Below are 19,951 nucleotides of genomic sequence, written 5' to 3' on the forward strand. Positions count from 1 at the left end.
ACTGCACATATTATCGACAACTAGTTTTAAAACCAATCTTTCAAATGAATATCTGCTTCTAATAGGTTCTCCTGTCTATCATCCCATTGATAAAAAAAGTCTATTCCTGTGAGTGTTTCAATAGCATCAACAGGAACCACAAAATTGGCAAGTGGTTTTCTTGAATCTTTGTTAGGGATCAAGAAGGCTATTAGTTTTGGATGCCCTGAATTATAATCTAATACAATTTTAAAGAATTGATTAGGAACAGCCACCTGCTCTTCTCCAATGGTAGGAAGCGCTTCATTTAAAACCCCTCCTGTAATAACAAAAACACCATCATGCTTCTTGGCCCAATACCGCACTTTTTGTTCTAGGTCATTCCATATACCAGCGTTAAATTGATGGTTTTGCGGACTAATATTGCTGGTTAAAAATGTTTCATCGTGGGCCTCCATATTATAGCGCTTATCGGCAGCTGGGCATAGATGACCTTTATCATAACCTGAATTTTTGTAATTCTTCCAATGGGCAGCGCCGGTTTTTACCGCTTTATCCATTTCAAAATAAGGTCGATCCCGATCTATTGATGACAGGTGTTCTTTCTTTAACTCATAGGCTACCCATTCGGCTTGTTCGTATGTTTCATGGTAAGACAGTGAATAGCCCTCGTGATGAATTACAGCTCCTGTTGTGCTGGTTGGCATAAAAAACATCTTTGTATGCGCTTTAACTTCTTGCCCTTGTTCAATGTTAATAGCTTCTTCTTTGGTTTTTAAAATATATTCAAAAGCGTACACAGCAATAACAATTGCCACAGCACAAACAGAATATAGAAACCGCTTATTCATTTACTTATCCAATACAAACTCTAGTGGCTTTCCTATGGCAGCGTTTGGAAAGCTAATCCCTAAAAGAGAAGATATTGTTGGAGCAATATCTGTAATTTCTGTTTTTGTAAATGTTTGCCCTTTAGCAATACCTTTTCCAAAAAATAAAAGCGGCACATGGGTATCATAGTTTAATCCACTACCATGTGTAGATCCCGTTTTTGAGTAAGACACATAGGCTGGTGCGTTTACTAAAACAACATCACCAGATCTTTTCTGGTTATAACCTCTTTGCAAAAGTGCTTCAATACCTTTGGTAAAATTAACAGAGCTCATTGTGGTTCCTGTATAAGCCTTTACTACATTATCATAGGTAATTTGCTCATTAACAATAGCTTGCTGCACAGCCTCTAAGTCTAAACCTAGTTTTTTAATTAATTTTCTATCAAGAAAAATTTGATCGTTGCTAATATTTTCTAATATATCATCCGTACCAAACGTATTTTCTAAAAAAGCTTTGAATTGTTTTTGCCTTTTGGAATTATCTACATATCCTGATGGAATATTTTGACTATTTAAATAGGCTGGAACCTCAACTGCTCCATGATCTGCAGTAAGAAACACCACGTACTCTCCTTTCCCTATTTTATCATCTAAAGCATTGAAAAAACGTTCTAAATCTTTATCTAACCTTATATAGGTGTCTTCAATTTCCTTTGAATTGACCCCAAAGTTATGCCCTACATAATCGGTTGTTGAAAAACTAACCGTTAAAACATCGGTTATGTCATCCTGTCCTAATTGTTCCCCTTCAATAGCTGCAAGAGCAAAATCTGCAATTAGACTATTTCCGAATGGCGTTTCTTTTAAGATATCATAACCTCCATTTTTATTTTTCAATTTTGACAATTTATAAGGAAAGGTCGCCGTTTCTTTTCCCTTAAAGCCTCGCTCAAAATCATTTAAATCTGGACCAGATTCTGTATAGGTTTCAATATCATAATAGGTATCCCAATCCTTGAGGTAAGATTTGGCCTTTTTAGATGCATTAAAGGCTTTTACCCAGTCAGGTAAATCGGTCATGTAAAAGGAACTAGAAATCCACGCTCCTTCTTCTTTGCCATGAAACCAATAGGCGGCATTAGCCGTATGACCTGCGGGTAAAACAGCTCCTCTATCTTTAATAGACACGCCTATTGTTTTTCCTCTAAATTGTGTAAACAATCTGTTTTCATCAGCAAAAGTTGACACCTCCATTCTATGAGGAGACATTTTTCCTGCCTTTGAATTTGTTCCAACAGATTCCACATCATTGTTCCCTACACAGTAAACTTTCTTTTTTGATGCCTTATCGTAAAAATCGTTACCTATAATACCATGATATTTTGGGGTGGTTCCTGTAAATACAGACGCATGGCCTGGTGCCGTTTTTGTGGGCACATAATTAAAATGATTGTTCTTACAATTAAATCCTTCGTTTATCATTCTATAGAATCCACCTTCTCCATATTTATTTGCAAACCGAGTGAGATAATCATAACGCATTTGATCTACTATAATACCCACAACTAATTTGGGTTGTGATGCCTCACTAGCTTTTGAATACAACGTACTTTGTGCTTGTGCTGAAACGCACCCATTGATGATAAAAAAAAGAATTAATATATATCTCATTGTCTGATTAGATTTCAAAGCCAAAAATACATATTTCAAAACATCATAATTTAAAATTTAAAGTTAAATACCAACAAGTTTTTTTACTTTAGCATGATTAAATTCTAGTATGCTATACTTACAGGACATTGGAACGTATTTTTTAATGATTGTAGAAATGTTTAGAAAACCTACCAAATGGTCGGTCATGAAACAACTCATCTTAAAAGATATTGATGATTTGATTATTGGATCTTTAGGCATTGTAGCTTTTATTTCCTTTTTTGTTGGTGGTGTTGTTACCATACAAACCGCATTAAATATTGACAACCCTTTAATACCAAGATACTTAGTTGGTTTTGCTACAAGGCAGTCTATTGTATTAGAATTTGCACCTACCTTTATGTCTATCATTATGGCTGGTAAGGTGGGGTCTTTTATTACATCTAGCATTGGAACTATGCGGGTTACCGAGCAAATTGATGCTTTAGAAGTTATGGGAATAAACTCCTTAAACTATTTAGTGTTTCCCAAATATATTGCTTTAATGCTTTATCCGTTTGTTATTTCAATTTCTATGTTTTTAGGTATTCTTGGGGGTATGGCAGCTTGCGTATTTGGAGGGTTTAGCTCTCCTGATGATTACCTGATAGGTATTCAAACAGATTTCACTCCTTTTCATGTTACCTATGCTTTTATAAAAACGTTTGTTTTTGCTTTTCTATTGGCTACTATTCCTTCATTTCATGGCTATTATATGAAAGGTGGCGCACTTGAAGTTGGCAAAGCTAGTACAACCTCTTTTGTTTGGACCAGTGTTTTTATCATTCTTTTAAATTATTTACTAACCCAAATGCTACTTAGCTAATGATTGAAGTTAATGATTTACATAAGTCCTTTGGTGATGCTCATATTTTAAAAGGCATAACAACCACGTTTGATAAAGGCAAAACAAACCTCGTTATCGGGCAAAGTGGTTCGGGCAAAACGGTTTTTCTGAAATGTTTACTCGGATTGTTTAATTACGAATCGGGTTCAATTTCCTATGATGGTAAAATTTTCTCAAAGCTTTCTGAAGATGATAAACGTAATTTGAGGGCAGAAATTGGGATGGTTTTTCAAGGAAGTGCTTTATTTGATTCTATGACCATTGCCGAAAATGTTATGTTTCCGTTACGCATGTTTACCAAACAAAGCAAAAGTGAAATGCATGATCGGGTTGATTTTGTTTTAAAGCGGGTCAATCTTGAAGGAGCACATCATAAAATGCCAAGTGAGGCTTCTGGAGGTATGCAAAAACGTGTTGCCATTGCGCGGGCTATAGTAAATAACCCTAAATACTTGTTTTGTGATGAGCCTAATTCTGGGTTAGATCCTAAAACGGCTATTGTTATTGACAATCTGATTCAAGAGATTACGGATGAATATCAAATCACTACTGTAATTAACTCGCACGACATGAATTCTGTAATGGAAATTGGTGAAAAAATTGTGTTCTTAAAAGATGGCTTAAAAGCTTGGGAGGGCTCTAATAAAACCATCTTTAGAACAGATAATAAAAGCGTAACAGACTTTGTTTACTCTTCCAACTTATTTAAGAAAGTACGCAAAATGTATTTAGAAGAAAATGAATAGAATTTATTCTGGCTTTTCTAAAATCTTTCCTATCACATTCACGTCGTAATCTAAGAAATTATACCAGGGACCGTATAACCAGAGGAGTACTTTGTAACCGTCTTTAGCAACCACAATTGGTCGTATATTTCTGTATGGCGAATTTTTAGTCAAGGCCTCCCATGTTATTGTTGATATATCATCTTTAGCATTAATTGTAGCATGATAGATTTCATGGTTTCCTCCTAAATCTTCACCCGTTGACGGATTCACGTCTGTTGAAATGTATACACTGGTTGGGTCTTCAGGATCAAAAGCAAGTAAACCGGAATAGCTGCTTTCTACTTTGTACAGACATTTTCCCGCATAGGCAATTTCTCTATCGCCCCACGTTTCTCCATCCCAAGAAGCGAGCCTAAATCTTAAATCATTATCTGCTTTATATAAGGTATACCCCAAGTGCGGATTATTATTCTTATCCTTGGCCATAGCACAGGTCCACGCACTGTTGGGCACACTTTCATTAATTATTGGTTTATCTTTAGTATCGCTACCTTGAAATATTCTTTCTGCTTCCGTTGACCGCAATGGCCCCTCATTCAAACTTTTAATTTTTGAGTCATCAACATTATAAAACGTATTATCTGAAAACTCAACATAATACAAGTTGTTACCATAGGCTCTTGGATGGGCATCGGTATATGACACGCCTATAGTGTTATCATCAATTTGTAAATATCTGGCATACGGACGTTGAAAACCAGCTACGTCATTTGAAATAAAATGTGTTCTGTTCCCCCAGGTTTCTCCATAATCTTCCGACGTAATGAATGACGGATTAAAATTTAAACCATCTCTAAAAAAGTTATACAATTTTCCTTCGGGTTTCATTTCATACAAGTTCATATACGTAACACCTCGTTTTGAATCATACTCATGAATATACTGCTTAGTTGCCCCCCATTTCAAATAATTAGTACCTTCAGACGTACTGTAATAATGAATTTTTTCTGAGGCATGCTTGGCCCAAATAGCCAATACACTTTTATCTGGACGCTGATACAAGGCAGGAACATTATGATCATCCCTTTGTAGGTTTTTGTGAAGCACCAATGTGCTATCTGTTTGTTCTTTAGTTAAATCATAAACACCTAGTCGTACATCACCGCTTTGCCCACTTAATCCGCCAATGAGTAATTTACCTTCGCTAATAATCACGCGTGGATCTTGATACCAACACCATCCACCATCTTCCATGAAGGTTTTATAAGTCGTTACTTTACTAATTGGATAAAACTTATTTATAAACTTATACATTTCTGAACCAGCAGCTAAAAAGGCTCCAATACCATATACTTCTGTGTAGTCTTTAAAACTTTCCCCTGGCGCCGCTCCCACAGGTTGCACATACCCTAACATACCCGCTTCATTAACCGCTCCCGATATCGTTTTCCAAGCTTTAAGTAAAACAGGTTCATAAACCTCTCTTTCTAACAAACCGTTATTTATTCCCCATGCAATACCAAATGTAAAGAAGGCACTCCCACTTGTTTCTATATTCGGGTAATCCTTTACATCTCCCAATAACCCAGCAGACCATGTGCCATCAGCTCTTTGCGTGGCTTTAATGGTTTGTGCCATCTGCTTAAATAAGTCTGTATAAAACGCTCTTTCTTTCCAATCCTTTGGTAAATCAGGAATCATAAGTGCTAAACCTCCAAACACCCAGCCATTACCTCTAGACCAGAAAATCTTATTCCCATTCTTTTCCTTTTGATTAAAATAAGATTTATCTCTAAAAAACAACTTCTCATTTTCATCCCACAGCTCATTATATGTCATTTTATACTGGGTATCCATATAATTTAAATAGGTACTATCTTTAGTAATTTTGGCTAATCTCGCCCACACAGGTGGCGCCATAAATAGGGCATCACACCAATCCCATTGATACGCTTTACCTTGCTCACTATTCATAATGGAATCAAAACGATTCTTTGTTGGAGTAATTTTAGCGATGTGTTTTAAACGTACATTTTGATGTAAGCTTAAATAAAATTGTCCAACGGTATGATCATCTGCATGGTACATTCTTTTGTGCAATTGCCATTTGTTCTTATCTCCAATCTCAACTAACCAATTGATGTATTTTGGGTAGTGTGATATCTCACTAAGCTGAAACATGCCTGCGTATAATGCCCCGTTGGTCCATTCTAAATCATGGTAAGGTTTTCTATTATGCCATTTTTTTCTGTGTTCTTTTGAAGGCAGTGCTCTATAAGTTCCCATATCGGCAAACGTTTCTATTTGCCAATTAGCCACTTTTTCCGTGAGCTTTTTAACCTCGTCCGCCGAAGGTATCTCTTCAGCTTGTTCTGATGTGCAACTTAAAATTAAGCTTAAACATAGCAAAGAGGTGATAGTAAATAAAGATTTCATGAATTATTACGTTTAGTGGTTTAGTCAATATCAACCGAATACAATCGATTGTATATTCCAAATGTAGTGAAATCTACCGCCAAAAAAATCAGCACACCTAATTTAATGGTTGTTTTAATGGTTAAAAAACGTTTTTAATGTATTGAAAATCATTATAAAAAATCGAAACCAAAAGTAAAAACTCATTGAAACTTACCAAGGCTTACGATCACCTTCTTCTGAATAAAATTTACCACTATCTTCACTGTTTAGTCCATCAATTAACTTGGCCATTTTATAAATGGACTGAGAAACTGTTAAAAGTGCTTCCGCTCCACCCATGCGCGTTTTCACCCATCCCGGACTCATCGCCACAACCCAAATGTCCTTACTTTTTAACTTAGCCGCCAATCGTGCTGTAAACATATTAAGAGCAGCCTTACTCATAGCATAAGCATCAAAATTTGCTTCAGGGCTAATATTAAGTGAAATAGACCCGAGCCCTGATGATACATTAATAAGCTTAGATTTGGGCTGCATTAAAGGCCATACCACTTGGGACAATAAAGCTACTCCAATAGTATTAACCTGAAAGATTTTCGTAAACGTCGCTAGGGTCCATTTTCCAAGTTGTTCCTCAATGCAAATTCCTGCGTTATTAATTACTAAATCAAGTTTTAAATGTTGAATATGGCAAATAAAATTAGAAATTGAAGATTCATCCGTAACCTCTAAAGATTCAATTTGCAAGTCATTACTATAATGGTTTTTAAGTTCTTCAAGCGCATGGGCTTGTTTTATACTTCGGCAAGTTCCTATAACATACCAGCCTTTTGACAAATAGTGTTCAACAAACCCTAAACCCAAACCTCGATTGGCACCTGTAACAAGAACCACATTTTTCATAGACTCTACAGTTTTTGTAATAGCTAATTCATTCTATGAATAACTAAAGTATCTAAATCAAGTTTTAATTTTAACCATTTTTCTAATTTCCTTGTATCTTCTTTTCGGTCCTTCTCTTTGGATGCTTTCGTATCCCATTTCAAATAAAATACAGAAATAGTATCTTTCTTTTTGAAATCGGTACTAACTAAACTGGCATAAGAAATATTTTCAATCGCTTCGTAATTTATTTTTATTTCGGCTGCTAAGGCATCAAATGACGAATAGTTTTTGTCTATACCAGCAAAACCTCTGAGTCGGCGCTCTAAGTATTTTATTCTTGCTGATTGCGATAACAGATCAATTGAATCACGTGTACGTAATTCTTCCATATAGCGCATGTTATCTAAATTTTTGGTTTTATTCTGATTTACAATCAGTTCTGTATTTGAAAGCGCACTGTAATCCTTCAATCTACTTTTCAAAATAGCGATGGACTCTTCAGGAATTTCATCCAGTCCGAACGTATTTATTTCTATAGTTGATGTTTTATCATCAACATACTGATAGGATGAGTTGTTTCTTATAAATTCATCATGCGGTAATTCAGAAAGTTCTTTGCTAATAAAGTTCATAGCATCTCGCTTAAAATTACTCTCCTTTAAAACAATTAAAAAGGTCCAAACAGCGGGTACCATAACCACAATAGCTAACAATGTTGCCATTCTAGAAATAAATTGTCTTTTTTTAGAATTGGCATATCTCAGCATGGGGAATCTTAAAAGTTTAAGGACCAAGAACGTCGCTAGAGCAATAAAAATAGTATTTATAGTAAACAAATACATAGCTCCACCAAAGTAAACAAAGTTACCCTTGGCTAAACCGTATCCTGCAGTACAAAGCGGAGGCATTAAAGCGGTGGCTATGGCTACACCAAAAATAACTGAAGCAATGGTTCCTTTTTTAGTACGCGCAATAATGAGCGCCAAACCACCAAAAAAAGCAATAAGCACGTCTCTAATATCTGGTCTCACCCGTCCTAAGAGTTCTGAGGTATCTTCACTTAAAGGAAATAACCAAAAGAATAAAAATGCCGTAAGCAAACTAAGCACAATCATAATGGCTAAGTTGATTAGCGACTTTCTCAAGGTGTCAATATCATTAATAGCAATAGACAAGCCAACCCCTAAAATAGGTCCCATTAAAGGAGAAATTAACATGGCACCAATAACCACAGCTGTAGAATTGGCATTTAACCCAATAGAGGCCACGAAAATAGAACAAACTAATATCCAAGCTGTGGCCCCCTTAAACGAGATATCACCTTTTATGGCTTGCACCGTTGCGTCACGATCGGTATCTTCTCTAAAATCTAGAAGTTCCCTTAAAAATTTCTGAACATTTTGCAAAAGCCCTTTAGCATCTTCTTGCATAGCCTTTTTGGTGGCTTCCACATTCTTGATTTTATCAGCTTCTGTCTTCTCTTCTTCAGAAAAGTTAAATTTGCTTTCTTCGCTCATGGTATTTATCCATATTGTTCTCCAAATTTATGCTTTACATTTTGGAGCACTTTTTTAATATCTTGTTCCTTTGATTTAGGAAAGATAAGCAAAATATCGTCTTCATCTACAATGATATAATCCTTCAAACCATCAATTACAGCGATTTTATTTTTTTTAGTACGAATCATGTTACCCGTAGCTTCATCAGTGAGCGTTCTTGCATTGACCACTGCATTGTCAGATTTATCTTTGTTTAACTTATCATATAAACTACCCCACGTTCCCAAATCATTCCAATCAAATTCTGCGGCTATTACAAACACATTGTTTGACTTTTCCATAATCGCATAATCCACAGAAATATTTTCAGCCTTAGGATAATTTTCTTTGATAAACCTCACTTCTTCATCTGAATTATATGCAGACATACCCGATTCAAAAAGTTTAAAAAGTTCGGGTTGGTTATTTTTAAATGCTTCCACTACACTTTTTACACTCCACATAAAAATACCAGCATTCCATAAAAAATTACCTTGATTAATAAAACTCTTTGCTGTTTCGTAATCTGGTTTTTCTCTAAACTGATTTACCGATTTAATGTCGCTTGTAGACGTTTTATCAAATTCAATGTATCCGTAACCTGTATTTGGAAAGGTGGGTTGAATTCCTAAGGTCATTAGAGCATTGTTATTTGTGCAATAATCAAATGCTTGTTTTACATTTTTTGAAAACGTTTGTTCGTCTTCAATCCAATGGTCGCTTGGCGCTACAATCATAACCGCATTAGGGTTCTCTTTTTGTATTTTTAAAGAGGCATACAAAATACAGGGTGCTGTATTTCGCATTGCCGGTTCTAAAACCACCTGTCTTTGCGTTACCTCTGGAAGTTGCTCTAATACCAAATCATTATAACGTTCATTGGTAAGAATGAATATGTTTTCTTTAGGAATTAAATCAGCTAGTCTGTGAAATGTTTTTTGTATCAATGTATCTCCAGTCCCTAACATATCATGGAACTGCTTTGGAAAATCTTGTGTACTTACTGGCCAAAATCGTGATCCTACACCGCCTGCCATGAGTATGGCATAATAATTTTTATTCATAATTTTATGTTTCAATCAATTCTACTTCAGCATTGGGATTAAACAAATAGATTCTTCCTGTTTTAACCTCAACACCTTCATAACGCTTAACACGTTTATTTCCCATTTTAAATATTTTTCCATTATGGATTTTAAACATACATCCTATGGGTACCTGGAAAATATACGTTTTATTATTTGGTTGGTCAAATTGTTTTAGGGCTAATGACAAATTAATATCTGTATCACTACTGGCCTTGGGATTTTTAAAATGTAAGGCTAACAATGGCAACAAACTAATAGGAAATACTTCTGGGTTTAAAAACGGTAACATTAAATGCTGAAATGTTATTTTCCACTCTTTGCCATGAGGTTTTATAAACTTACCATAGACTTGATAGGCTTCAAAATGAGCAATTTCATGAATAAGAGTTATTAAAAAACGAAACTCATTTAAATTTGAGTTTATACTAATTTCATGTTTACCATTTGGCAATCGCCTATAATCACCATGACGTGTTTTACGCTCCCTTTTTATCTTTACTGATAGCTTATCGTGGTTTAAAAGCTCAATAACCTTTGGCAAGGCTTGTTTAGGTATGTAATCTTGAATTTGATGTTGTATCACACTAAAAAATACACTGGATTAGATGAGCTCTAGCAAGGTAGACATGTCACTAAAAGTACCATGAGCTTCAGATTTTAGTTCATTTTTATAATCGTGTTCGGTATACCCTAAAACATCAAAACCTCCTCTTTTAGCTCCCAAAACGCCCGACAAACTATCTTCTATTACCAAACAATCCTCTGGCTGAAATCCCATAGTTTTAGCGGCCCACAAATAGACATCTGGCTCTGGTTTCCATTTTTGAATAGTATAACAACTAAAAATTTTTCCTTCAAAATAAGGCAACAACCCTGTTACTTCTAGATTCAATCGAATTTTGTTCTCTGGCCCACTGGAAGCCACACAAAAGGGCAGTTCTAAATTTTCAAGCACCTCCTTAATACCTGTAATAGGCTGAATATCTTTTTTAAATGCTTTAAAGGTATTGGCTCTATAATCTTGCTCAAAGGACTCTGGTAGTGGTCTTTGAATTTTCTGAGAAATCAAATCCATGCACAGGTTTAGTGATTTTCCTTTTAAACTGATTAATGAATCGTGCTTATCCATATCTGCTCCAAGAGCATTGGCCATATCAACCAAAACACCTATAGCAATGGTTTCACTATCAATTAAAACACCATCGCAGTCAAAAATTATGCATTTGTACTTTTTCATAAGATGAAGTAAATTAAGGAGTAGAATTTGAAACCTGTAGTAGTTTACCGTTGTAGTATGTATTTCCGTTTAATGAGAAGTCGAATATATATTCGGCCATTTCTGAAGCTGTAGTAGGTGCCTGATACCCGGGAAAAGCCTCTTCTAGCATTTCTGTTTGTACAGCTCCTAAGGCCAACACATTAAATGATATTCCTGAATCTCTATATTCTTCTGCCAACAATTCCGTGAGGGCAATCACAGCAGCCTTGCTTGAACTATATGCCGCCAAACCCGGAAACTTCATACTGCCTTGAACCCCGCCCATAGAACTTATGGTCACTACATGGCTTCCTGTTTTCATAAAGGGTAAAACAATACGGGTAAGTTCTGAAACACCATAAACATTTGTTCTATAAACGTTTTCAAAATCATCTATGCCTGTTTCTGAAAAAGGCTTATTTAAAAGTGCGCCCGCATTATTAATGAGTATATCAACTGATTGCCAGTTGTTATGTATAAAATCATCTACTTTTTTATAAGCGGCAACATTACCTAAATCAAAAGGAAAACAGGTAACATTTTCCAAATTCAAAGCTTGAACAGGCTTTTCGTTACGTGATAATGCCAAGACTTCATGCCCTTGCTGAGCAAACAGCTTAACCAACTCAAATCCAATTCCTCTACTTGTTCCTGTAATAATTACATGCTTACTCATTGCCATTCATTTTAATTTCTTTCACGTCTGAATTTACTATACCTTCAATAGCCGGAATCATTTTATTTATAAAACTTGTCATATGATTGAAATCCATTTTATCAGGTTCATCATACACGTGATGGTAGTACTCAAAATTTGTAAAATCGAAAGTCGAAATTGCCTGAGCTGGCACATGAAACGCTTGGTAAAACGGATAATTATCAGATCTTTTAAACAAACTATACTGTTTTGCCTCAGGTAAAAAACCAACTAGCTCTTCACCTGCATAGTGATTAAGTTTATCGGCCATATTAGATAAATCATAACCTGTTATATAAGTTAGGGTTTTATCTTTTGACCTTGGCACACCAATCATTTCAAAATTAATCATGGTATATAGGTTTAAACTGTCAGATTTCAATCTACTTGCTAAGTGCTCAGAACCTTTTAAACCCAGTTCCTCTGCCGAATATAGCGTAAACAGGATGCTACGTTTGTTTGTTTTCGATTTTGCAAAATACTTGGCCCATTCTAAAACAGCTACGGTACCCGAGGCGTCATCATTAGCTCCATTAGCAATGCTATCTCCTTCTACTTGCTTTCCAAATCCAATATGATCATAATGAGCGCCAAGAATGACAAACTCCTTTTTTAAATTTGAATCACTGCCTTCTATATAACCAACCACGTTATAACCCACAACAGATTTTACATGAAAGGAATCTCTATATGTTTTAAAAAAGGGTTTAATATCATTTTTCTTAAATAAGGTTTCAATAAAAACAGCTGCTTTCTCTATCCCTTCAGAACCTGTATTCCTTCCCTGTAATTCATCTGAGGCTAGATACTCTAAACTGAATTTCACATCAGCTAATTCAGCATATTTTATCTCTTTTTTTGTAAGCTCAACATGAACGCTATCTGAAATATTTTTTTCTATGGGACCTGAGCTTGAGACCAAACTTTTCTTTTGGCCGCCACAGCTCAACACCATACAAAGACAAGCTACTGCTAATACTTTTTTCATATATTTATTTAATTGCTAAAGATAAAAAACATTACTAAGAACCTTAAATAATCACTCATTTTATCTTCAATTCTACCATTCCTTAACCATTAAATGCTAGACACCCATAAAACCATTTAATAAAAATTCATTAAATTGAATAAAATTTCGTACAATGCCAATTTTCATGGATCGACATGATTTGCCTGGAGTAAAACTTCAGGATGCAGCAAAAGCTCATAAAAAAGATTTAATTCATCAAAATGAGTTTAATTGTAAAGTTATGACCTATTGGATTGATGAAGAACGCGAAAATGTATTTTGCCTGATTGAAGCACCAAACAAGGAAGCTGTGCAAGAACTCCATCGAAAAGCTCATGGACTAGTACCTCATAAAATCATTGAAGTGGATGCTGGTTTAGTTAAATCTTTCTTAGGACGCATTCAAGATCCTGAGCCTGAAATATCACCCATGAACTCTGCGCATCGTACTATATTGGTCATAAAAACGCCTCTTATTACGCATACTGAAACAGCACACAATACTGCGTATCAAACACTTCATGCAAACATTAACCTTTTTGTTAATAAATTTAATGGCGTTATTATTAGTAATAATACAAACTGTTATTTAACGTCATTTAGCTCAGCAAAGGATGGGCTATACTGTGCTTCAAATATTGTACAAAATGCTAAATTTATTAACCCTAAGCCTAATGACATACATAATTTCTTTAGCATTGGTATGGCTACGGGTGATCCTGTAACGGCTAAAAACAATTTATTTGAAGACACTATTAATTTAGCTCAAGCTCTTTGTGAATTAGCAAAAGGCGATTTAGTAATTTCCCGTAATGTTAATGAGCAAATATCCAAACATCATTTAGATAGAATTTGTAAGAATCATTTAATTACCTATTTTAGGATTCAAGACGAAACCTTTCTTTTAAAGCTACATAAACTTTTTCAGGAACATTACAATAATTCTGAAATCACAGTAGACTTTTTAAGTCGTGATTTAGGCTATAGCAAATCTCAACTTTACAGGAAAACAACAACGCTTACAGGTAGATCGCCTAATATATTACTAAGATCATTTCGATTAAACAAAGCCCTTAAAGCCTTGTATAGTCAAAAAGGAAATATTTCTGAAATTGCCTTTGAAACTGGTTTTAACAGTCTTGCCTATTTCTCTAAATGTTTTAAAAACAATTTTGGCATACTTCCTTCAGAATATATACATGGCTACCTATCTTAAAATTTCTCTCTATTGCACGAAATCTTCAACTCTTTGAATTAATTGTCCTAATATATTGGTTTACGATACCATAACTTTAACACTATTAATCAAAACCAAAGAATTATGAAAACGTTAAAGTCAATTTTAATTTTAGGTATTTTACTAACAACATCAAGTATTATGGGACAAGAAAAAACAGCAGCTGAACTTCTTAGAGAAGAGGCTGCAACTCCAAACCTGCAAATGTATGTCATTGAAAGAGAAATACCCAATGCAGGACAATTAACATCTGAGGAACTAATAGGTGTTTCTAAAACATCATGCTCAGTATTAGATGATATGGGACCAGCCATTAAATGGGTTAACAGTTTTGTAACAGATAATAAAATTTACTGTGTTTACTTGGCAGCAGACATTGAACTTGTAAGGGAACATGCCAAAAAAGGCGGATTTCCAGCCAATACTATATCAAAAGTAGCAAATGTTATTGATCCAAGTACGGCCGAAAATCGCTAAATAACTATATTTCAATATTTAAGTGTTTTTTTTTTAAGAGTTATATTATGAAATTTCACCAAAAAATATTATTTTATAGTGTTAACCAACTAAATTAAATGAATGAAAGCTTTTAAAAAATCCTGTTTAGCCCCCGTATTAGTTCTTTTACTGTTGTTGATTGGTTCTTATTCTTTTTCGCAAGAAAAGGACACAAACTCAGAGGAAATATCATTAGTTTATACCGTTGATCATAAAGATTTAAAATGGCACCCAGCACCTGATTTTTTTCCAGGTTGCTCATTTACTTTACTGCATGGCGCTATTGAACAACCAAATTTAGATTTGTTTTTTAAAATAAATCCGAATACTGAAGTAATTAATCACACCCATAATTCACCCGAACGCATGATTCTTATTTCTGGTGAATTAGAAGTTCAATACGAAAATGAAGAACCACAAATTGCTACGGTAGGCTCTTATCTTTATGGACCGAGCAATAAGCCTCATAAAGCAAAATGCCTTGACAAAGGTCCGTGTGTGTTGTTTATTGCTTTAGAAGATCCTTTTAATGCAGAACCTATTATAGAAAAAGATTGATTAAAAAGCCGTTCAAAAACAAAAAGCCACTTCAAAATTTGAAGTGGCTTTTTTTACATATAAATATATTTTAAACCTTAAACAACCATTGTTAAAGGGTTTTCAATGTATCCTTTTAATGTTTGAAGGAATTGAGCTCCTGTAGCGCCGTCCACCGTTCTGTGGTCACAAGCTAGTGTTAACTTCATTGTGTTTCCTGGAACAACCTGTCCATTTTTAACCACTGGTTTTTGAACTATAGCACCTACCGAAAGTATAGCTGAATTAGGCTGATTGATAATTGATGTAAAATAATCAATACCAAACATTCCTAAATTAGAAATAGTAAACGTACTACCTGACATTTCATCTGGAGTCAATTTTTTATTTCTAGCTTTACCAGCAAGCTCTTTCACCTCTGCACCTATTTGCGGTAAAGATTGCTCATTAGCAAATCTCACTACAGGCACCACCAATCCATCTGGAACAGCTACAGCCACACCAATATGAACATGATTGTTTAAACGCATTTTGTCATCAAACCATTGTGAATTCACCTGAGGGTGTTGCTTTAATGCTAACGCACAAGCTTTAACCACCATATCATTAAATGATATTTTAGTATCAGGAATAGAGTTAAACTGACTTCTAAACGCAATAGCATTGTCCATATCAAACTCAACAGCTAAGTAATAATGAGGTGCTGAGAATTTCGACTTAGTTAGTGACTTAGCAATTGCCTTACGCATTTGTGAATTAGGTACATCATCAAAATCTTCTTGACCTGTTGGCACAAATTTACCAACTGAAGCCCCTGATGCTGCAGGCTCATAATTCTCTATATCTCGCTTAACTATACGTCCATTCTCTCCAGAACCTTGTACTTTAGTCAAGTTTATGCCTTTTTCTTCTGCTAATCGTTTTGCCAATGGCGACACATATACCCTACCGTTTTCGGTAACTGGCGTAGGTGCTGGAGCGCTCTTCTTAGTTGCTGCCGGCGCAGAACTTGATTTAGATGCTTCAGGTTGAGATGCTGTTTTTGGAGCTTCTTCTTTTTTAGCCGGAGCACTTCCCACTGAAAAACTAGCTGCAACACCAGAAACATCAGTCCCTGCTGGTCCAATTATAGCTAAAAGTTCATCTACTTTTGCAGACTCACCCTCTTTTAATCCTATTTCTAATAAAGTACCTGACTGGAACGATTCAAACTCCATTGTAGCTTTATCGGTCTCAATTTCAGCAAGTATATCGCCTTCTTCAACCGTATCTCCAACTTTTTTCAACCATGTTGCCACAGTTCCTTCCTCCATGGTATCACTTAACCTTGGCATTGTTACTACAATTACGCCTTCAGGTAATTCGGCCGCTGTTGAATTTGCCTCTGCAGGTTCTTCTTGAGCAGAGGTTTCAGTAGGCTCTGAAGTCTCTGTTGAGCTTTCCTGTGAAGTTGTAGCGCTTCCTCCACCATTCAACAGTCCTGAAATATCTTCGCCTTCTTCACCTATTATAGCTAAAAGCTCATCTACCTTTGTAGTTTCACCTTCTTGAACCCCAATATGAAGTAACGTACCTTCATTAAAAGATTCAAATTCCATAGTGGCCTTATCGGTCTCTATTTCAGCTAAAATATCGCCTTCTTCAATCTTATCTCCTACCTTTTTTAACCAAGCCGCTACGGTACCTTCTTCCATAGTATCGCTTAAACGCGGCATATTTACTACTATTGCCATAGTTTATATTTTGTGTTGAATAAATGGATAATCTTCTTGCTCATACACCACATCATACATAACGTTCTTTTCTGGGAACGGTGATTCATCAGCAAATTTTTCACATTCAGCTACGCGATCTTTTACACGCTTATCAATAGCTTTAATTTCTTCTTCTGTTGCGTACTCCTCTTTAAGAATAACATCTTTTACTTGCGTAATAGGATCTATCTTCTTGTATTCCTCAACCTCAGCTTTTGTTCTGTAATGTTGCGCATCACTCATAGAATGCCCTCTATATCTATAAGTTTTTAATTCTAAAAATGTTGGCCCACCACCTTTTCTTGCGCGTTGTATAGCCTCATCAAATGCTTCTGCTACTTTCACAGGATTCATACCATCAACAGGTGCTGAAGGCATTTCATATCCTAAACCTAGCTTCCAGATATCATCATGATTTGCTGTTCTCTCCACTGAAGTTCCCATAGCATAACCATTATTTTCACAAACGAATACTACTGGTAAATTCCAAAGCATAGCTAAATTAAACGTTTCATGTAAAGAGCCTTGTCTTGCAGCTCCATCACCAAAACAACATAAGGTTACGGCATCACTGCCGTGGTATTTATCACCAAAGGCAATACCCGCTCCTAATGGAATTTGCCCACCAACAATACCATGTCCTCCGTAGAAGCGATGTTCTTTGGAGAAAATGTGCATAGAACCACCAAGTCCTTGTGAGGTTCCGGTTGCTTTACCGTATAATTCTGCCATTACGCGTCTTGGATCTACGCCCATACCTATTGGCTGTACGTGATTACGATAAGCTGTTATCATTTTATCTTTAGTCAAATCCATAGCGTGCAAAGCTCCTGCTAAAACAGCTTCTTGACCATTATACAAGTGAAGAAATCCTCTTACTTTTTGTTGAATATAAACTGCAGCCAATTTGTCCTCAAACTTTCTCCAGAATAACATGTCTTCATACCATTTGAGGTAAACCTCTTTTGTGATTTTTTGCATCGAATAATATTGTATTATTAATAAGCGAAATACAAAAGTAATATTTTGTACGTTACTGGAAAAACCCAACACGCCTAAAGTCAAAAAAATATGAAAATTAGAGCTTCAATTAAGATAGATTAGTTAATTGACAATTTTAATCTGAAAAACTTAAATATATTAAATTGAACTTGATTTTAAATATTAAAGCACAGATTTGTCAAAACCAAAAGGCAATAAATTAGACAAGGAATGAGACCTTGCTATGGTGCCCGTTTCACCCATAAAATAGATTTCTATAGGCTTGCTTTGTTTTACTTCATACTCTGCTATAGCTTGCCTACAAGCCCCACAAGGCGGAATAGGTTTTGAGGTAATAGAGTGTTTTGATCCTGCTGAAATAGCCATACGCACAATCTGTGCTTCAGGGAATTTAGATCCTGCATAATATATTGCTGTTCGCTCGGCACATAAGCCTGATGGGTAAGAAGCATTTTCTTGATTACTTCCTGTTATCACCTCGCCATTATCAAGTAAAAGCGCTGTGCCTACTAAAAAGTTTGAATACGGTGCATAAGCCTGCTTTCTTACGCTGATGGCTTCTTCTAATAAACTCTTTACCTCCTCTGATAACTCATCAAAGCTTTCAAATACTTGTAATTTGGACGAAACCTCAATTTCTTTCATAAGCTATTATTACGTGACCTAGTAAAGATAACAAACACTTTAAAACAAAGAACTATTGCCATCGCAATAGTTCTTTGTTTTTTATTTGAAGCATAATGCCTCCTTAGTATTCTACGTACTCGCCTTCACCAATATTAAATGTTAAAGAGAAACGCAATGTGTTTTCTAACGGACTCTGCACTTTAGAGGTTGAAAACAAATAAGAAATATCTATATTTACTACATTGGCTTTAAATCCTGCTCCAAGTGCTAAAAATTTTCTAGCCCCTTTTGTTTCATGCTCATTAAAATATCCCATCCTAAAAGCAAAGGCGTCTTGGTATAAATATTCTGCACCAAGGGCATAGGTAATTTCATGCATTTCTTCTTTAAAACCACCAGGAGCATCACCAAACGACTGAAACATGCCTTTTAGAAAACCAACGTCATTTGGTTTTCCTTTATAGATTACATTGTCCTGCACAGTATTACCCTCTTCATCTACCTCAGTTCCCAAAATTGGTGGTGTAGGCACTAATAATTTTGTGATTTCGGCAGTAACCGCCACTTTATTGTAACTATCAAAAATAAAGTCAAAACCACCACCTAAGCGTAAATTTGTTGGTTGAAAATTATCAAGACCAGCATCATCATATTTAAATTTAGGACCAATATTCTGAATAGCAAATCCAGCTCTCCACCGCCCATTAAAATCGGCATAAGCCGCTTCCTCACTCTGGTAATACCCAGTAATATCAACACCAAAGGTATTGGCTGCTGAAGCATCACCATCAAGTCCTTGAATTCTTAAATTTGAACGCAAATAGCGCATACCTACAGCCATGGAGAATTGATCAGATAAACGCAAGGCATAGGACGCATCTAAAGACATTTCGCTCGGTTTTTGAATTCGAGGCGTATCATTAGGGCCATCAACAAACTCAATTTCTCCTAAAGAAAAATATCGTAACCCTACCGAGAACGCGCTACGCTCATCTAGACGATTAAAATACGTCACATTTCCTAAAAAAATATCGTTTACTAGTTTACTTAAATACGGGGTGTAGCTAACACCGATTCCTGATTTTGTTTCAGAAAACGCATATTTTGAGGCATTCCATTGTTGCGAAAAAGCATCAACAGATGTTGCTACGCCCATATCAGCCATACCGGCTGCACGAGCATCGGAAGCAATCATTAAAAAAGGAACACCAGTTGTAATAACTCTGGAGTCATTTGGATTTGGCACAATAGTATTTTGAGCCTGAATTTCAAAAATAAAAGCGAGTGCTACCAACAGCAAAAATCTATTCTTCATGAAGTAATG

Annotated in this window: 19 protein-coding genes; 5 read left to right on the forward strand and 14 right to left on the reverse strand. The window is 35.6% G+C overall.

From position 1 onward, the window contains the following. Positions 1-26: 26 nt before the first annotated feature. The gene (locus tag FGF67_RS10540; protein ID WP_139697528.1) at positions 27-830 is read right to left on the reverse strand and encodes a DNA/RNA non-specific endonuclease; all 804 of its coding nucleotides are present in this window, start codon (positions 828-830) and stop codon (positions 27-29) included. Beyond that, positions 831-2,483, reverse strand: a complete 1,653-nt coding sequence (gene pafA, locus FGF67_RS10545) for an alkaline phosphatase PafA (RefSeq protein WP_139697529.1) — start codon at positions 2,481-2,483, stop codon at positions 831-833. 109 nt (positions 2,484-2,592) lie between these two features. Between pafA and FGF67_RS10550 the strand changes: the two genes are divergently transcribed. Beyond that, complete coding sequence (locus FGF67_RS10550; protein ID WP_139697531.1) at positions 2,593-3,330, forward strand: MlaE family ABC transporter permease; 738 nt, start codon at positions 2,593-2,595, stop codon at positions 3,328-3,330. Next, positions 3,330-4,097 carry an ABC transporter ATP-binding protein gene (locus tag FGF67_RS10555; RefSeq protein ID WP_139697533.1) on the forward strand — a complete coding sequence of 256 codons (768 nt, stop codon included), beginning with the start codon at positions 3,330-3,332 and terminating at the stop codon, positions 4,095-4,097. Before FGF67_RS10550 ends, FGF67_RS10555 begins: the two co-directional genes overlap by 1 nt. A 3-nt stretch (positions 4,098-4,100) precedes the next feature. Here the strand turns inward: FGF67_RS10555 and FGF67_RS10560 are convergent, their stop codons facing one another. From FGF67_RS10560 to FGF67_RS10595, 8 genes are all read right to left on the reverse strand, one after another. Further along, positions 4,101-6,515: a glycoside hydrolase family 88 protein gene (locus FGF67_RS10560; protein ID WP_139697535.1), complete on the reverse strand. Its 2,415-nt coding sequence runs from the start codon at positions 6,513-6,515 to the stop codon at positions 4,101-4,103. A 192-nt stretch (positions 6,516-6,707) separates the two neighbouring features. Further along, a complete protein-coding gene (locus tag FGF67_RS10565) occupies positions 6,708-7,400 on the reverse strand; it encodes an SDR family oxidoreductase (protein ID WP_139697537.1) in 693 nt (230 codons plus the stop codon). Between the two features lie 23 nt (positions 7,401-7,423). Continuing rightward, complete coding sequence (locus FGF67_RS10570; RefSeq protein ID WP_139697538.1) at positions 7,424-8,899, reverse strand: DUF389 domain-containing protein; 1,476 nt, start codon at positions 8,897-8,899, stop codon at positions 7,424-7,426. A gap of 5 nt (positions 8,900-8,904) precedes the next feature. Continuing rightward, positions 8,905-9,984 (reverse strand): mannose-1-phosphate guanylyltransferase, encoded by a 1,080-nt coding sequence (locus tag FGF67_RS10575; RefSeq protein ID WP_139697539.1) that lies wholly within the window; start codon positions 9,982-9,984, stop codon positions 8,905-8,907. A 4-nt stretch (positions 9,985-9,988) separates the two neighbouring features. Further along, positions 9,989-10,588, reverse strand: coding sequence for a SprT-like domain-containing protein (locus FGF67_RS10580; RefSeq protein WP_139697672.1), 600 nt, complete (start codon positions 10,586-10,588; stop codon positions 9,989-9,991). A 21-nt stretch (positions 10,589-10,609) separates the two neighbouring features. Beyond that, positions 10,610-11,245 (reverse strand): HAD family hydrolase, encoded by a 636-nt coding sequence (locus FGF67_RS10585; protein WP_139697541.1) that lies wholly within the window; start codon positions 11,243-11,245, stop codon positions 10,610-10,612. Positions 11,246-11,258: 13 nt separating this feature from the next. Next, on the reverse strand, positions 11,259-11,942 hold the full coding sequence (locus tag FGF67_RS10590; protein WP_139697543.1) for an SDR family NAD(P)-dependent oxidoreductase: 684 nt from the start codon (positions 11,940-11,942) through the stop codon (positions 11,259-11,261). After that, positions 11,935-12,951: a M28 family metallopeptidase gene (locus FGF67_RS10595; protein ID WP_139697545.1), complete on the reverse strand. Its 1,017-nt coding sequence runs from the start codon at positions 12,949-12,951 to the stop codon at positions 11,935-11,937. Before FGF67_RS10595 ends, FGF67_RS10590 begins: the two co-directional genes overlap by 8 nt. A gap of 166 nt (positions 12,952-13,117) precedes the next feature. On the opposite strand from FGF67_RS10595, the gene FGF67_RS10600 reads away from it, so the two are divergent. From FGF67_RS10600 to FGF67_RS10610, 3 genes are all read left to right on the forward strand, one after another. Continuing rightward, positions 13,118-14,188 (forward strand): nickel-binding protein, encoded by a 1,071-nt coding sequence (locus FGF67_RS10600; RefSeq protein ID WP_233244056.1) that lies wholly within the window; start codon positions 13,118-13,120, stop codon positions 14,186-14,188. Between the two features lie 105 nt (positions 14,189-14,293). Further along, a complete protein-coding gene (locus tag FGF67_RS10605; protein WP_233244057.1) occupies positions 14,294-14,686 on the forward strand; it encodes a DUF4242 domain-containing protein in 393 nt (130 codons plus the stop codon). Between the two features lie 102 nt (positions 14,687-14,788). After that, positions 14,789-15,265 carry a cupin domain-containing protein gene (locus FGF67_RS10610; RefSeq protein ID WP_139697548.1) on the forward strand — a complete coding sequence of 159 codons (477 nt, stop codon included), beginning with the start codon at positions 14,789-14,791 and terminating at the stop codon, positions 15,263-15,265. A 77-nt stretch (positions 15,266-15,342) separates the two neighbouring features. Here FGF67_RS10610 and FGF67_RS10615 read toward each other — a convergent pair whose 3' ends face one another. From FGF67_RS10615 to porV, 4 genes are all read right to left on the reverse strand, one after another. Further along, complete coding sequence (locus tag FGF67_RS10615) at positions 15,343-16,977, reverse strand: pyruvate dehydrogenase complex dihydrolipoamide acetyltransferase (RefSeq protein ID WP_139697550.1); 1,635 nt, start codon at positions 16,975-16,977, stop codon at positions 15,343-15,345. Positions 16,978-16,980: 3 nt separating this feature from the next. Beyond that, positions 16,981-17,979, reverse strand: coding sequence for a pyruvate dehydrogenase (acetyl-transferring) E1 component subunit alpha (gene pdhA, locus FGF67_RS10620; protein ID WP_139697557.1), 999 nt, complete (start codon positions 17,977-17,979; stop codon positions 16,981-16,983). A gap of 183 nt (positions 17,980-18,162) precedes the next feature. Next, a complete protein-coding gene (gene cdd / locus FGF67_RS10625; RefSeq protein WP_139697559.1) occupies positions 18,163-18,645 on the reverse strand; it encodes a cytidine deaminase in 483 nt (160 codons plus the stop codon). Between the two features lie 103 nt (positions 18,646-18,748). Continuing rightward, positions 18,749-19,942, reverse strand: a complete 1,194-nt coding sequence (gene porV, locus FGF67_RS10630; protein WP_139697560.1) for a type IX secretion system outer membrane channel protein PorV — start codon at positions 19,940-19,942, stop codon at positions 18,749-18,751. Positions 19,943-19,951: the final 9 nt, after the last annotated feature.

Source organism: Allotamlana fucoidanivorans (genome assembly GCF_006265225.1).
Taxonomy (GTDB): domain Bacteria; phylum Bacteroidota; class Bacteroidia; order Flavobacteriales; family Flavobacteriaceae; genus Allotamlana; species Allotamlana fucoidanivorans.

Excerpts from the sequence above, each read along its gene's own strand:
- FGF67_RS10540 (WP_139697528.1), bottom strand. The coding sequence starts at position 830 with ATGAATAAGCGGTTTCTATATTCTGTTTGTGCTGTGGCAATTGTTATT.
- pafA (WP_139697529.1), bottom strand. The coding sequence starts at position 2,483 with ATGAGATATATATTAATTCTTTTTTTTATCATCAATGGGTGCGTTTCA.
- FGF67_RS10550 (WP_139697531.1), top strand. The coding sequence starts at position 2,593 with ATGCTATACTTACAGGACATTGGAACGTATTTTTTAATGATTGTAGAA.
- FGF67_RS10555 (WP_139697533.1), top strand. The coding sequence starts at position 3,330 with ATGATTGAAGTTAATGATTTACATAAGTCCTTTGGTGATGCTCATATT.
- FGF67_RS10560 (WP_139697535.1), bottom strand. The coding sequence starts at position 6,515 with ATGAAATCTTTATTTACTATCACCTCTTTGCTATGTTTAAGCTTAATT.
- FGF67_RS10565 (WP_139697537.1), bottom strand. The coding sequence starts at position 7,400 with ATGAAAAATGTGGTTCTTGTTACAGGTGCCAATCGAGGTTTGGGTTTA.
- FGF67_RS10570 (WP_139697538.1), bottom strand. The coding sequence starts at position 8,899 with ATGAGCGAAGAAAGCAAATTTAACTTTTCTGAAGAAGAGAAGACAGAA.
- FGF67_RS10575 (WP_139697539.1), bottom strand. The coding sequence starts at position 9,984 with ATGAATAAAAATTATTATGCCATACTCATGGCAGGCGGTGTAGGATCA.
- FGF67_RS10585 (WP_139697541.1), bottom strand. The coding sequence starts at position 11,245 with ATGAAAAAGTACAAATGCATAATTTTTGACTGCGATGGTGTTTTAATT.
- FGF67_RS10590 (WP_139697543.1), bottom strand. The coding sequence starts at position 11,942 with ATGAGTAAGCATGTAATTATTACAGGAACAAGTAGAGGAATTGGATTT.
- FGF67_RS10595 (WP_139697545.1), bottom strand. The coding sequence starts at position 12,951 with ATGAAAAAAGTATTAGCAGTAGCTTGTCTTTGTATGGTGTTGAGCTGT.
- FGF67_RS10600 (WP_233244056.1), top strand. The coding sequence starts at position 13,118 with ATGGATCGACATGATTTGCCTGGAGTAAAACTTCAGGATGCAGCAAAA.
- FGF67_RS10605 (WP_233244057.1), top strand. The coding sequence starts at position 14,294 with ATGAAAACGTTAAAGTCAATTTTAATTTTAGGTATTTTACTAACAACA.
- FGF67_RS10610 (WP_139697548.1), top strand. The coding sequence starts at position 14,789 with ATGAAAGCTTTTAAAAAATCCTGTTTAGCCCCCGTATTAGTTCTTTTA.
- FGF67_RS10615 (WP_139697550.1), bottom strand. The coding sequence starts at position 16,977 with ATGGCAATAGTAGTAAATATGCCGCGTTTAAGCGATACTATGGAAGAA.
- pdhA (WP_139697557.1), bottom strand. The coding sequence starts at position 17,979 with ATGCAAAAAATCACAAAAGAGGTTTACCTCAAATGGTATGAAGACATG.
- cdd (WP_139697559.1), bottom strand. The coding sequence starts at position 18,645 with ATGAAAGAAATTGAGGTTTCGTCCAAATTACAAGTATTTGAAAGCTTT.
- porV (WP_139697560.1), bottom strand. The coding sequence starts at position 19,942 with ATGAAGAATAGATTTTTGCTGTTGGTAGCACTCGCTTTTATTTTTGAA.